Annotated in this window: 11 protein-coding genes and 1 pseudogene; 7 read left to right on the top strand and 5 right to left on the bottom strand. The window is 68.3% G+C overall.

What is annotated here, in order from left to right; translation table 11 throughout:
- Window positions 1–2: 2 nt before the first annotated feature.
- Window positions 3–2,054 carry a glycoside hydrolase family 15 protein gene (locus tag A5673_RS05985; protein WP_068228470.1) on the bottom strand — a complete coding sequence of 684 codons (2,052 nt, stop codon included), beginning with the start codon at window positions 2,052–2,054 and terminating at the stop codon, window positions 3–5.
- A gap of 155 nt (window positions 2,055–2,209) precedes the next feature.
- Here A5673_RS05985 and A5673_RS05980 point away from each other — a divergent pair, with 155 nt between their 5' ends.
- The 5 genes from A5673_RS05980 (at window position 2,210) to A5673_RS05960 (ending at window position 6,500) form a co-directional block, all read left to right on the top strand.
- Window positions 2,210–2,404 (top strand): hypothetical protein, encoded by a 195-nt coding sequence (locus A5673_RS05980; protein WP_068228466.1) that lies wholly within the window; start codon window positions 2,210–2,212, stop codon window positions 2,402–2,404.
- Window positions 2,405–2,693: 289 nt separating this feature from the next.
- Window positions 2,694–3,740 carry a sulfate ABC transporter substrate-binding protein gene (locus A5673_RS05975; RefSeq protein WP_068228465.1) on the top strand — a complete coding sequence of 349 codons (1,047 nt, stop codon included), beginning with the start codon at window positions 2,694–2,696 and terminating at the stop codon, window positions 3,738–3,740.
- Window positions 3,737–4,585 (top strand): sulfate ABC transporter permease subunit CysT, encoded by an 849-nt coding sequence (gene cysT, locus A5673_RS05970; RefSeq protein WP_068228464.1) that lies wholly within the window; start codon window positions 3,737–3,739, stop codon window positions 4,583–4,585. The genes A5673_RS05975 and cysT overlap by 4 nt, the downstream gene beginning before the upstream one ends.
- A complete protein-coding gene (gene cysW, locus A5673_RS05965) occupies window positions 4,582–5,394 on the top strand; it encodes a sulfate ABC transporter permease subunit CysW (protein ID WP_068228459.1) in 813 nt (270 codons plus the stop codon). The genes cysT and cysW overlap by 4 nt, the downstream gene beginning before the upstream one ends.
- Window positions 5,395–5,414: 20 nt before the next feature.
- Window positions 5,415–6,500, top strand: a complete 1,086-nt coding sequence (locus A5673_RS05960; RefSeq protein ID WP_068228456.1) for a sulfate/molybdate ABC transporter ATP-binding protein — start codon at window positions 5,415–5,417, stop codon at window positions 6,498–6,500.
- Between the two features lie 31 nt (window positions 6,501–6,531).
- Here A5673_RS05960 and A5673_RS05955 read toward each other — a convergent pair whose 3' ends face one another.
- Entirely contained in the window at window positions 6,532–8,466 is a 1,935-nt protein-coding gene (locus A5673_RS05955) for a gamma-glutamyltransferase family protein (RefSeq protein ID WP_068228452.1), read from the bottom strand.
- A gap of 181 nt (window positions 8,467–8,647) precedes the next feature.
- On the opposite strand from A5673_RS05955, the gene A5673_RS05950 reads away from it, so the two are divergent.
- Complete coding sequence (locus A5673_RS05950) at window positions 8,648–9,856, top strand: Fic family protein (RefSeq protein WP_068228450.1); 1,209 nt, start codon at window positions 8,648–8,650, stop codon at window positions 9,854–9,856.
- Between the two features lie 43 nt (window positions 9,857–9,899).
- On the opposite strand, the gene A5673_RS05945 is transcribed toward A5673_RS05950, so the two are convergent.
- Genes A5673_RS05945 through A5673_RS05935 form a run of 3 tightly spaced genes read right to left on the bottom strand, consistent with a single transcriptional unit; the run spans window position 9,900 to window position 13,020 of the window.
- A complete protein-coding gene (locus A5673_RS05945) occupies window positions 9,900–10,616 on the bottom strand; it encodes a sirohydrochlorin chelatase (protein WP_369806462.1) in 717 nt (238 codons plus the stop codon).
- A complete protein-coding gene (locus tag A5673_RS05940; RefSeq protein WP_068228444.1) occupies window positions 10,616–11,356 on the bottom strand; it encodes a phosphoadenylyl-sulfate reductase in 741 nt (246 codons plus the stop codon). Before A5673_RS05940 ends, A5673_RS05945 begins: the two co-directional genes overlap by 1 nt.
- Entirely contained in the window at window positions 11,353–13,020 is a 1,668-nt protein-coding gene (locus A5673_RS05935) for a nitrite/sulfite reductase (RefSeq protein WP_068228443.1), read from the bottom strand. The genes A5673_RS05940 and A5673_RS05935 overlap by 4 nt, the downstream gene beginning before the upstream one ends.
- 435 nt (window positions 13,021–13,455) lie before the next feature.
- Between A5673_RS05935 and A5673_RS05930 the strand changes: the two are divergent.
- Window positions 13,456–13,798, top strand: a pseudogene (locus A5673_RS05930) (coproporphyrinogen III oxidase); the annotation flags it as partial.

Genomic DNA, 13,798 nt, shown 5'->3' with positions numbered 1-13,798 from the left:
TCCTACATGGGGGCGTTCGCGGGCTGGAAGCCCCCGGTGCTGTCGGCCTCCTCCTCGGCGCGGATGACGTGGACCACGGCGTTGATCAGCGCCAGGTGGGTGAACGCCTGCGGGAAGTTGCCCAGGTGCCGCCCGGTGCGCGGCTCGATCTCCTCGGCGTAGAGGTGCAGCGGGCTGGCGTAGGACAACAGCCGCTCGCACAGCCGCTTGGCCCGGCCCACCTCCCCGATCTCGACCAGCGCCGACACCAGCCAGAACGAGCAGATCGTGAACGTGCCCTCCTCGCCGGACAGGCCGTCGTCGGTCTCCTCGACCCGATACCGCAGCACCAGGCCTTCCTCGGTGAGCTCGTTGGCGATCGCCAGCACGGTGTTGCGCACGCGCGGGTCGTCCGGCGGCAGGAACCGGGTCAGCACCACCAGCAGCAGCGAGGCATCCAGCGCGTCGCTGCCGTAGCGCTGGGTGAACACGCCGCGCGAGTCCACCCCGTGCTCGAGGATGTCCGCCTTGATCTCCTCGGCGATGGCCCGCCACTGCTGGGCGTAGCTCTTCTCGCCCTGCCGCTCGGCGAGCTTGGAGCCGCGGTCGAGCGCCACCCAGCACATCACCTTCGACGACGTGAAGTGCTGCGGCTCCCCGCGCACCTCCCAGATGCCGCGGTCGGGCTCGCGCCAGTGCTTGATGGCCTCTTCCACCTGCTTTTTGAGCACCGGCCACAGGGTCTCCGGGATCTGCTCGCGCGACTTGGCGTGCAGGTAGAACGAGTCCAGGATCGAGCCCCAGATGTCGTGCTGGACCTGGTCGTAGGCGCCGTTGCCGATGCGCACCGGCCGGGCGTGGTCGTAGCCGGACAGGTGGTGCAGCTCGTCTTCGACCAGGCTGCGTTCCCCGCCGACGCCGTACATCACCTGCAGCGGGTGCCGCTCGTTGCTGTTGGCGCCGGAGACGTCGGCGATGAACGCGAAGAAGTCGTCGGCCTCGCGGTCCAGCCCCAAGGTGTACAGGCCCCACAACGCGAACGTCGAGTCGCGGACCCAGGCGTAGCGGTAGTCCCAGTTGCGCTCGCCGTGCGGCGTCTCCGGAAGCGACGTGGTGCTGGCGGCCAGCAGCGCGCCGGTGGGTGAGTAGGTCAGCCCCTTCAAGGTGAGCGCGCTGCGCTGCAGGTAGGCCCGCCACGGGTGGTCGGGGAAGTTACCGATGTTGATCCACTGCCGCCAGCACTCGGTGGTCTGCCACATCTTGTCGGCGGCCTCTTCGTAGGTCTGCGGAGCGGGGTGTTTGGTCCAGCTCAGGGCGACGAAGATGTCGTCGCCCTCCTTCATCCGGGTGCGGGCGCGGGCCTCCCGGCCCTCCAGCCCGATGCGCAGGTTGGTGGTCAGCCGCAGCGTGGGGTGGGCGTCCGGTTGTCTGCTGGCGCGCGCGATGGCCTCGCCGTACGCGTTGGCGGAGTATTCCCAGGTGGAGCCGACGCGGTGGTAGTCGAACGCCGGTTCGCAGCTCATCATCAGCTCGACGGTGCCGCTGACGCAGCGCACGGTGCGCAGCAGGATGTGCTCGGCGTCCCAGTCCATAGGGGTGCGGCGATGAGTCCGCGACCGCCGCTCGATGTCGTGCCACTTGCCCATCACCAGCGCGTCGCGCACGATCAGCCACCCGGTGTGGGTCTGCCACGTGGTCTCCATGATCAGGCTGCCGGGCAGGTAGCGGCGGGCCGAGGGCACCGAGACGCCGTACGGGCCGAGCCGGAAGTGCCCCGCGCTGCGGTCCAGGATCGCGCCGAACACGCTCGGCGAGTCGGGGCGGGGCACGCACAGCCATTCCACCGACCCGGCGGGGGAGATCAGGCACGTCGTCTCCCAGTCGGACAGGAACGCGTAATCGGCGATCGGCGGAAACGGGTTCCGCAGCGACGCGCTGGCCGTCAGCGGCGCGGGCGCGTTGAAATCGATCGGCGAGGGCAGCACCGTTTCGGCGGCCGTGTCGAACGCTTCCAGCGGGGGCTCCCCGGGAGCACCGTCGGCCGGCTGGTCGGCGGGTTGGGCGTGCAGAACCATCCCGACATCATCGACTGTCAACCTGCCCGGCGTCCAATGTTTGCACCGGTGGGAGGTCGGCGTGTTTGCCTCACCGTGACTTTTACACCAGCCCGGGCCGGCGCCGGGCCGCGGCACGTTGGTTTGACCGTGCCGCAGCGAATAGGGTGAGCCGGGTGAGCGCGTTCCTGAATTGGTGGGACGGCAACGAGCTGTGGCTTTCGGGACTGCCGTTCGTGCTGCAGGCCCTGATCGTGATGCCCGTCGTATTGGCGGTGGCCTACGTCGCGGCGACCGTGCTCGACGGCCTGCTCGGGTGGGGCATCACGTTGTTGCGCCGGATCCGGCACGCCGATGAGGCGCCCGGGTAACGCGCATGCCCCGGTCACATGTGACCTTGATTCTGATCACGCTTGTCGTGCTGGTGATCGTCGCGTGGCTGGCGACGCACTGACGAGACGGTCTCGGCGGATCCTGTTAGGCTTCGCGACATGCACGAGGCGTCCGGTGTTTTCGAATGCGCCGTCTTCGTGCACTGTTGTCGCTGACTCCCAAACCCCGTGCGTGGTCTGGTCTGGAGTCGTGAATTCTCCCGCATTGCCAAACGCCTTTCCGCCGTCACGGGACCGCGAACCGAAGTCCCGCACGGAAAGGCCCCCAATGCTCAACGACATCGGCAGCGCGCCGCGCCGGCCGGTCCTCCGGTGCATCGGGGCGCTGGCGCTGATCGTCGGTGTCGTCGCCGCGTGCGCGGGCGGCCCCAGCGACGTCGTCGGGGGCGGCGGGCCGGGCAACGCGCGCACGAGCATCACCCTGGTCGCCTATTCGGTCCCAGAACCGGGCTGGAGCAAGGTGATTCCCGCATTCAACGCCGCGGAGGAGGGCAAGGACGTGCAGGTGATCGCCTCGTACGGCGCCTCCGGTGACCAGTCCCGCGGGGTTGTCGACGGTAAGCCGGGCGACGTCGTGAACTTCTCCGTGGAGCCCGACATCGCGCGATTGGTCAAGGCCGGCAAGGTTTCCAAGGACTGGAACGCCGACGCCACCAAGGGAATCCCCTTCGGGTCGGTGGTAACGCTGGTGGTGCGCAAGGGCAATCCGAAGAACATCAGGGACTGGGATGACCTCGTGCGGCCCGGCGTCGAGGTCATCACGCCCAGCCCGCTGAGTTCGGGCTCGGCCAAGTGGAACCTGCTCGCCCCGTACGCCGTCAAGAGCCAGGGCGGCAACAACGCCCAGGCGGGTGTCGACTTCATCAGCGAGCTGGTGCGCGAACACGTCAAATTGCGGCCCGGGTCGGGCCGGGAGGCCACCGACGTCTTCGTCCAGGGCAGTGGCGACGTGTTGATCAGCTACGAGAACGAGGCGATCGCCACGGAGCGGGCCGGCAAAGCCGTCGAGCACGTCAACCCGCCGCAGACCTTCAAGATCGAGAACCCGGTGGCGGTGGTGAGCACCAGCTCTCATCTCAATGCCGCCGTTGCCTTCAAGAACTTCCAGTACACCGCCGCCGCGCAGCAGGTGTGGGCGCAGGCCGGCTTCCGTCCGGTCGATCCGGCCGTTGCGGCCGACTTCCGCGACCAGTATCCGGCGCCGGCGAAACTGTGGACGATCGCCGACCTCGGCGGTTGGGCGACAACGGATCCGCAGCTGTTCGACAAGAACACCGGCAGCATCACCAAGATCTACACGCAGGCCACCGGATGACGGCCACCGTGACGCGCGAGTACCAGCCGCCGGCGGGTGCGTGGCGGCCGCGAGGAGCCGGAACGACGCCACTGCGGGTCGGCGTTGCGACGTTGTGGCTTTCGGTGATCGTGCTGCTGCCGCTGGCCGCCATCGCGTGGCAGGCGGCCGCCGGCGGCTGGCACGCCTTCTGGCTGGCGGTCACGTCGAACGCCGCGCTGGAGTCGTTCCGGGTGACGCTGACCATCTCCGCCGGCGTGACGGCCGTGAACCTGATCTTCGGCCTGCTGATCGCGTGGGTGCTGGTGCGCGACGACTTCTTTGGCAAGCGGCTCGTCGACGCGATCATCGACCTGCCCTTCGCGCTGCCGACCATCGTGGCCAGCCTGGTGATGCTGGCCCTGTATGGCCACAACAGCCCGGTGGGCCTGCACCTGCAGCACACCGCCTCCGGCGTGGCGGTGGCGCTGGCCTTCGTCACGTTGCCCTTTGTGGTGCGCGCCGTGCAGCCGGTGCTGCTGGAAATGGATCGGGAGACCGAGGAGGCGGCGGCGTCGCTGGGCGCCAGCGGCGCGAAGGTCTTCACCTCGGTCATGTTGCCGTCCCTGCTGCCCGCCCTGCTATCCGGTGCGGGGCTGGCCTTCTCCCGGGCGATCGGCGAGTTCGGGTCGGTGGTGTTGATCGGCGGCGCCGTCCCGGGCAAGACCGAGGTGTCGTCGCAGTGGATACGGACGCTGATCGAAAACGACGACCGCACCGGTGCCGCTGCGATATCCATTGTGTTGCTGGCGATCTCGTTCTTCGTCTTGTTGGTCTTGCGAATCGTGGGCGGGCGCGCCGCCAAGCGGCAGGAGCTGGCCGAATGACGTCGTCGCGCAGGATCCGCTACCTCATCCGATTCGCCGCGCTCTCCTACATCTTCGTGTTGCTCGTCGTTCCCGTGTCGTTGATCCTGTGGCGGACCTTCCGGCCCGGCATCGGTCAGTTCTTCGACTGGGTGAGCACACCGGCGGCCATCTCGGCGCTGAATTTGACGCTGCTGGTGGTGGCGATCGTGGTGCCGCTCAACGTGGTGTTCGGCATTCCGACCGCACTCGTTTTGGCGCGCAACCGTTTCCGCGGCAAGGGGGTGCTGCAGGCGGTCATCGATCTGCCTTTCGCGGTGTCGCCCGTCATCGTGGGCGTGGCGTTGATCCTGCTGTGGGGCGCCGGTGGCGCCTTCGGGTTCGTCGAACGCGACCTCGGGCTCAAGATCATTTTCGGGCTGCCCGGGATCGTGTTGGCCAGCATCTTCGTCACCCTGCCGTTCGTGGTGCGCGAGGTGGAGCCGGTGCTGCACGAGCTGGGCACCGACCAGGAGGAGGCGGCGGCCACCCTGGGGTCGGGCTGGTGGCAGACGTTTTGGCGGATCACGTTGCCCTCGATCCGGTGGGGCTTGACGTACGGCATCGTGCTGACCGTGGCGCGCACCCTCGGTGAGTTCGGCGCGGTGATCATCGTGTCGTCCAACCTGCCCGGGAAGTCGCAGACCCTGACCTTGCTCGTCGCGGACCGGTACAACCGGGGGGCGGAGTACGGCGCCTACGCGCTGTCGACGCTGCTGATGGGGGTGGCCGTGCTGGTCCTGATCTTCCAGCTGGTTCTCGACGTCCGCCGGGCACGGGCGATCAAGTAAGCGCGACAAGGAGACTCCCGATGACCGACAGCCGACTCCAGCGCGGTGACAACGCGATCATCGTGCACGACGCCTACAAACAGTACGGCGACTTCGTCGCGCTGGACCATGTGGACTTCGCGGTGCCGAAGGGCTCGCTGACCGCGTTGCTGGGTCCCAGCGGTTCGGGCAAGTCGACGCTGCTGCGGGCCATCGCCGGCCTGGACCAGCCCGACAGCGGGACCGTCACGATCAACGGTCGCGACGTCACCGGGGTGCCGCCGCAGCGCCGCGGCATCGGGTTCGTGTTTCAGCACTACGCCGCGTTCAAGCACCTGACCGTTCGGGACAACGTGGCTTACGGATTGCGGATTCGCAAGCGGCCCAAGGCCGAAATCAAGGAGAAGGTCGACAACCTGCTGGAGGTGGTGGGGCTCAGCGGATTTCAGACCCGCTACCCCAACCAGCTGTCCGGCGGCCAACGACAGCGCATGGCGCTGGCCCGGGCGCTGGCCGTCGACCCGCAGGTGCTGCTGCTCGACGAGCCGTTCGGCGCATTGGACGCCAAGGTGCGCGAGGACCTGCGGGCGTGGCTGCGGCGCCTGCACGACGAGGTGCACGTCACCACGGTGCTGGTCACCCACGACCAGGCGGAGGCGCTCGACGTGGCAGACCGGATCGCGGTCTTGAACAAGGGCCGCATCGAGCAGGTCGGATCGCCCACCGAGGTCTACGACTCCCCGGCGAGCGCGTTCGTGATGTCGTTCTTGGGCGCGGTCTCCGAGCTCAACGGCGCGTTGGTCCGCCCGCACGACATCCGGGTCGGCCGCAAGCCCGACATGGCCGTCGCCGGCGGGGACGGCACCGCGGAATCCATCGGGGTGGTGCGCGCGACGGTCGACCGGGTGGTCGCGCTGGGATTCGAGGTGCGCGTGGAAATGACCAGCGCGGCCACCGGGGGCGCCTTCACCGCGCAGATCACCCGCGGCGACGCCGAGGCGCTGGACCTGCGCGACGGCGACACCGTCTACGTGCGGGCCACCCGTATCCCACCCCTGCCCAGCGACATCGCGGTCCCGGGGAGCGGAGACACCGACCAGAACCGGAACACGCTGACGTCGGCGTGACGTTGGGCCAGGCGGTGTCGCGCCGACCTCGTCACGGGTTGTCGCCCATGACCGCGCCCTCGCGGCGGGGATCGGCGCCGCCGGCCCACCCCGGCGCGCTGCGGGTGATCGCGGAAAGCCCGCTGGACTGGTCGGTCAGATTCACCCGGTGCCCCAGCGCGCGCAGGCCGACCACCAGCGGATCGTGATCGCCGTTGTCGGACCGGTTGATCTCCGGATCCTCGCCGCCGACGTTGGTTTGCGGCGAGTTGTCCGCGCCGAAGTCGACCAGCGACACCGCCTGCTGCGGGTTCAGGCGCCAATCCATCATCGCCACCAGGGTTTTGACGACATACTGAATGATCGTCGAACCGCCGGGTGAGCCCGTCACCGCGTACAGCGCGCCCCGGCCCGCCGGCGCGGCATCGAACACCAGGGTCGGGGCCATCGAGCTGCGGGGCCGCTTCCCGCGCTGGACGCGGTTGGCCACCGGAGATCCGTCGGCCGCGCGCGGGTTGGCGGCGAAATCGGTGAGCTGGTTGTTGAGGACGAAGCCGTCGACCATGTGGAACGAACCGAACGGCGACTCGACGGTCGTCGTGAAGGCGGCCGCGTTGCCGTAGGAATCGATGACGCTGACGTGGCTGGTGCCGTGCTCACGGCCGGGTGGCGCGACGCCGCCGGGCATGCCGAAATCACCGGGCTCGGCGGTTCCCATGCTGTGCTGTGGCGAGATCAGCGCCGCCCGCCCCGCCAGATAGCCCGGGTCGACCAGCGTGGCGAGCGATCCGCCGGGCAACGCGACGAAATCGGCGTCGGCGACGTACTTGTCGCGGTCGGCGTAGGCCAGCCGCTCGGCCTCGGAGACCAGGTGAGCGCCCAGCACGCTCGGCCGACCGCCGTTGAGGTCCACGTCCGTGGGCCGGTAATCGCCCATCGGGAAATGCTCGAGGATTCCGAGCGTGGCCGCCACCGCGACGCCGCCCGACGACGGGGTGGGCATGCCGCACACCTGCCGGCCGCGGTACGTGGTGCACAGCGGGTCGCGTTTCTTGGCGACGTAGCCCGCCAGGTCCTCGTTGGTCATCAGGCTCGGCGTGCGCCCGCCGGTGGTATCGCCCGCTGCGGCGACGATGTCGTGCGCGACGTCGCCGGTGTAGAAGGCGCTGACGCCGGCCGAGGCGATGGCGGACAGGGTTTTTGCGTAGGCGGGGTTGGTCAGCCGGGTTCCCGCGGCCTTCGGGCTGCCGTCCGGGTTCAGGAAGTAAGCGCGCGCCTGCGGATCCAGCCCTAGTGGTGCCGCCGAGTCGGCGATGGCGGCGGCCAGCCTGGGGCTGATGTCGAAACCGTTGTCGGCCAACGCGACTGCCGGGTCGAAGAGATCGCGCCACGGCGCGCGTCCGTGGTCGTGGTGCACGAGTTCGAGCATCCGAAGAACACCCGGTATCCCGATCGATCGGCCCGAGGCACGCGGGTCGGGCCGGGGGACGGCGTGATCGTCGTCGCCGATCCAGCGCAGGTAGTTCTCGGTGGCGGCCGCGGGCGCGGTTTCGCGGCCGTCGTAGGCCTGCACCGAACCGGTGCCCGCGCCGTAGTACACCGCGAATCCGCCGCCACCCAGGCCCGAGGACTGCGGTTCGACCAGGCCCAGGACCGCCTGGGCGACCACCATCGCGTCGGCGGCGGTGCCGCCGTCGCGCAGCACCCGGCACGCCGCCTGGGTCGACAGGGGATTGGCCGTGGCCACCGCGTAGTGAGCCGTGCGCACCACGGTCATGTCGCCGCGGTACCCGGTCGCCGTCTCGGGGTGCGCCGAGAGGTTTCTCGACGACGGTGCACCCGGGCGGGCCTGCGACGCCGGCGTGCCGTTGGGCGCGATCTCGCACGGACCGGCCGCGTGGGGCGGGGGCGCCTGGTTGCCGCCACACCCCGCCAACCCCACTGCCAGCGCGGCCAGCAGCGCTCGAATTCGCAAGGGCGTGTTCAAGACACGAAGTTTACTGGCAACTCCAGCGAATCAGGTGGCAATCCGGTGGCTGCCCTTCGGAGTCGGGGGTCGGGTGTCGGCAAACTGGAGCGCCGCCGGCGATGCGCGCAGGATGACCGAACTGATAACAACGGTAGCCATATTATCATTTAGTACTCTAAGTGATGATAAGATGGGATCCATGTCATCAGCTAACTCGGGCACCGCAGTGGGGTACGAAACCCTCATCTGGGGTGCGCCGACCGAAGCGGGTTACCAGCGATCCGACCTGCGTGCTGCCCTGCGCCAGTCCGGTGAGTACCAGGCCGCCATCCCTGCCCAGACTGCCAACCTCGACGTTAGCCTGCCGTCCGAGGTTCTAGCTGCCGCCGAAGAGGCCAGTCAAGAGATCGTGCGGTTCGATACAGAACTTGGGGGCGAGATCGCCCCATTCGCCTCCGTGCTGCTGCGGACAGAATCAGCAGCCAGCTCAAAAATTGAGAACTTGACAGCGTCTGCACGAGCGATCGCTGAGGCCGAAACCCTGGGAAACACCAAGCGCCGCAACGCTTCAATGATCGTTGCGAACACCCGGGCGATGCAGGCGGCGATCGACCTGGCCGGCCAGATCAGCGACCAGGCAATCCTGGCCATGCATTACGCGCTGATGCACGAGAGCGAACCGGCGATCGCCGGCAAATGGCGCACCGAGCAGGTGTGGGTCGGCGGGGGAAATTTCGGCCCTCGCGGCGCCGATTTCATTGCGCCGCATCAGGACAGGGTCTCCGGTGCCATTGATGATCTAGTCCGATTTGCCAAGCGCAGTGACATAGCGGTCCTTCCGCAAATCGCAATTGCGCATGCACAATTCGAAACCATCCACCCCTTCCCCGACGGTAACGGCAGGACCGGCAGAGCCCTGATCCAGTCGATGTTGCGCAACAAGCGGTTAACTCGTCAGGTCACGGTCCCCGTCTCGGCGGGCCTGCTAACCGACACCAATTCGTACTTTCAGGCACTAACCGCGTATCGCGAGGGCGACCCTGCGCCAATAGTCGAGAAAATGTCTGAGGCATCGATTCTGGCCGTTGTCAACGGTCGACACCTAGTGGGTGATCTGCAAACCATTAGAGGGCAGTGGGAATCGAAGATCACCGCCCGCCGCAACTCAGCCGTGCACCGTGTCGCGGACTTGCTAATCAAACGCCCCGTGCTTAACGCAAAACTGGTCAGCGATCAACTGAACATCGCGATTAACAACGTCTATCGATACTTGGATCCGCTTGCCGAGGCCAAGATCATCGTCGAGTTCACCGACCAGGCGCGTAATCGGGCCTGGCACGCACCCGAAGTTCTCGGTGCGCTAGATGCTTTCGCAGAGCGCGCCGGTCGTCGAGCGCCGCTTGCGTGACGTTGGCGGTTTGTCAGGGGGTCGCCGCTCGCAGGCTGTTCGGTCAGGCGGCGATCCGACCGGCGGAAGCCACCAGCGCCCGATCGAAGCGGTCCAGCACCGTCTCGGCGACCAACCGGTGCGCGCCCAGGGGTTCCGCCACCTCGATGCCGGCGTCGTCCGCGAACTCGCGCACCCGGTCGGGCAGCAGGCCCGGCGCCAAAAACCACGGAGCGATGACCACCCGCCGCGCACCCTGCCGGCGCAACCGGCCGGCGGCCTCGGCCAGCGACGGTTCCGGACGGGTCACGAACGCCGTCGTCGCGCCCGCCCAACTCGTGCCCGTCAGCAGGCGCGGCGCCACCTGCCGAGTGCGCGCGTTGGCGCGCGGGTCGGATGAACCGATCGACGCCACCAGCACGCCGACCCGGTCGTCGTGCCGGGAGACACGCATGTCCGTAACCCGTTGCCGCAGCAGCGAAATCAGCCGTGGGTCCTCGCCGAGCACGTCAGCCTGGGCAACATCGATACCCGACCGGGCGATCTGGGCGGGGATGTCGATGCGCGCGTGGTAGGCGTTCGCCAGCAGCAACGGGGTGACCACCGCGCCGCCCGGCAGGTCGCCGAGCACCTCGGCCAGGCCGGGCGTGTTGAGCTCGCAGAATGCCAGCCGCACGTCCAGGCCGGGCCGCATCCGCGCGAGCTCGCCGGCGACGGCCCGGGCATTGGCCGCCGAGCGGGGGTCCCTGCTTCCGTGCGCGGTCAGCACGAGGGCGGTCACTACGCGTGCAACCCGCATTCCGTCTTGGCGTGCCCCTGCCAGCGCCCGCTGCGCGGGTCGGCTCCCTCGGCCGGCTTGGCGGTGCACGGAGCGCAACCGATCGACGGATATCCGTCGTAGACAAGGGGATTGACCAGCACGTCGTGCTCGTCGATGTAGTTCTGCATGTCGTCGTCGCTCCACGTCGCCAGCGGGTTGATCTTCACCAGCTTGTAGCCCTCGTCGAAACTGACCAGCGGGGCGTTGGCGCGCGTCGGCGAGTCGCTGCGGCGCAGCCCGGTGACCCATGCCGAGTAGCCGCGCAGCGCCCTGCCCAGCGGGGCGACCTTGCGCAGCCGGCAGCACTCGCCGGGGTCCCGCGCGAAGAGGTCCTTGCCCAGCAACCTGTCCTGCTCGGCCACCGTGTGCTCGGGCGTCACGTTGACCACCCGGATGTCGTAGACGGACTCGATCGCGTCCCGGGTTCCGATGGTCTCCACGAAGTGGTAGCCGGTGTCCAAAAACATCACCGGCACCCCGGGCCGCACCTTGGCGGCCAGGTCGATCAGCACGGCCTCCTGCATGCTGGACGCCACCACGTAGTTGCAGGTCGCCCAGCCCCGGGGGCCGTTGATGCCGCCGAAGTGGTCGTCGGTCCAGCGCAGCAGGTCGGTGGCGCTGGCGCCCTCGAGCTCCGCGGCGCCACGGGCGGCCAGCTCACGCAGATCGGCCTCCGTTGGGCTGGTCGTTTCTACGGTCATCGCAAGTCGCCTTCCTCGGCGCGAACGACCCACTGCGCGAATCGTTCGCCGTCGCTCCGGTGCTTGATGAAGTTGCGCACTACCCGATCGATGTAGTCGCCCAGCTCGTCGCTGGTGACCTTGTGCTGACGCAGTTTTCGGCCGAAACCGCTGTCCAGGCCGAGGCTGCCGCCCAGATGCACCTGGAAGCCCTCGACCGAGCCGCCGTGACCGTCGTCGACCATCTGACCCTTGAACCCGATGTCGGCGACCTGAATGCGCGCGCACGAGTTGGGGCAGCCGTTGATGTTGACCGTGATCGGCACGTCCAGCCGGGAGTTGAGGTCCTCGAGCCGGCGCTCCAGCTCGGGCACCAAATCCTGTGCCCTGCCCCGTGTTTCGGCGAAGGACAACTTGCAGAACTCGATCCCCGTGCAGGCCATCAGGTTTCGGCGCCACTGCGACGGGCGCGCCTGCAGGCCCAGCCCCTCCACGCCGGCGATCAGGTCGTCGACCCGGTCATCGGGCACGTCGAGGATGACCAGCTTCTGGTAAGGCGTGAACCGGATTCGGTTGGAGCCCGCCCGCTCGGCCAGGTCGGCCACCGTCGACAGGATGGTGCCGGACACCCGGCCCGCGATCGGGGCGACCCCGACCGCGTTGAGCCCGTTCTTGAGCCGCTGCACCCCGACGTGATCGATCGGATGCTTGACCGGCTCGGGGGCCGGGCCGTCGAACAACGGGCGCTTGAGGTATTCGGTTTCGAGGACCTCGCGGAATTTGTCGATGCCCCAGTCCTTGATCAGGAACTTCAGCCGCGCCTTGGACCGCAGGCGCCGATAGCCGTAGTCGCGGAAGATCGAGGTGACTGCCGCCCACACCTCGGGCACCTCGTCCAGCGGAACCCAGGCGCCGACGCGCTGGGCGAGCATCGGGTTGGTGGACAGGCCCCCGCCCACCCAGAGATCCAGGCCGGGGCCGTGTTCGGGATGGTTGACGCCGATGAAGGCGATGTCGTTGATCTCGTGCGCGACGTCCTGCAGTCCGGAGATGGCGGTCTTGTACTTGCGGGGCAGGTCGGCGAAGTCCGGCTTGCCGATGTAGCGACGCACGATCTCGTCGATCGCCCAGGTGGGGTCGATGACCTCGGCGAGGGACTCGCCGGCCAGGGGCGAGCCCAGGATCACGCGCGGGCAGTCGCCGCACGCCTCGGCGGTCTGCAGCCCGACCTCGTCGAGCCGCCGCCAGATCTCCGGGACGTCGCCCACCTGGATCCAGTGCATCTGCACGTTCTGCCGGTCGGAGATGTCGGCGGTGTCCCGGCCGAACTCGGTCGAGATCTGGCCCACGGTGCGCAGCGCGGCGGTCGACAGCGCGCCGCCGTCGCAGCGCACCCGCATCATGAAGTACTTCGCCTCGAGCAACTCGGCGTTCTCGTCGCCGGTGTACGACCCGTCGTAACCCTGTTCGCGCTGGGTGTACAGGCCCCACCAGCGGAAGCGGCCCCGCAGGTCGCCCTTGTCGATGCTGTCGAATCCGCCCTGGGCGTAGAGGTTTTCGATGCGGTCCCGGACCTCGAGCGGTGCGCCGGCCTGCTTCATCTCTTCGTTGGGGTTGAGCGCTTCGCGGTTTCCCAGCGCCCACTGGCCCTCGTTGCGGGGCTTGGCGGGACGGGCTGTCGTCATTGGATCTCCTTCGCGAACATCGCAGGCTTGGACGCGCAGCACACCGCATTTATTTCGGCTGCGCAGATCCGGCAGCCAGCTGAGTTACAGGTGGGGCGGGCCTACGGCATCAAGGCAGACAGCAACAACAACAGCTGCAGACACGCTTGAGATCGATGTGCCGCCGCGCCACGAGGGCGATGCGCAAGCTGCGGTTGGCGGTCACGGCTGCCATTCTGCCACGGATCGACGCGGGGGTTTCGAGCAGGTCATATTTTTCCTCACGCTGACCCAAAGTAGGCAGCGACCCTGGGCGCCCGGGCACACCGGCCCGCCAATCGCCTGAAAACCGGGCGGACCGTCTTCAGCGCCCTCCTGCGCCGCGTGACCAGCGCCGATGCGCTCGCCGGCGCCGACGCCGCACGGCCCGACCGGGCCGCCGTGGGAGGATTTGGCATGCCACTTCGCGAGGCCCCGGCCGACCTGCCCGCCGTAGCGCCGAGTCCCGGCCGGCCGTTCGGGCTCTACGTCCACGTCCCGTTCTGCTTCACGCGGTGCGGTTATTGCGACTTCAACACCTACACCCCGGCCGAGCTGGGCGGCGTCAACCCCGACGCCTGGCTTCAGGCGCTGGGAACGGAGCTTGCACTGGCGGCCGCGCGGATGGACGCACCGACCGTGAGCACGGTGTTCGTCGGTGGTGGGACGCCCTCGTTACTGGGCGGCGAGCGCATCGCGCGGTTGCTGGGCATGGTGCGCGACCACTTCGTCCTGGCCCCCGACGCCGAGATCACCACCG

Origin of the sequence: Mycobacterium sp. E3198, from assembly GCF_001667015.1 — a bacterium.
In the GTDB taxonomy this organism is placed as follows: Bacteria; Actinomycetota; Actinomycetes; order Mycobacteriales; family Mycobacteriaceae; genus Mycobacterium.
Note: the sequence above shows the minus strand (reverse complement) of the source record. Positions and strands in the feature narration are given on the sequence as shown.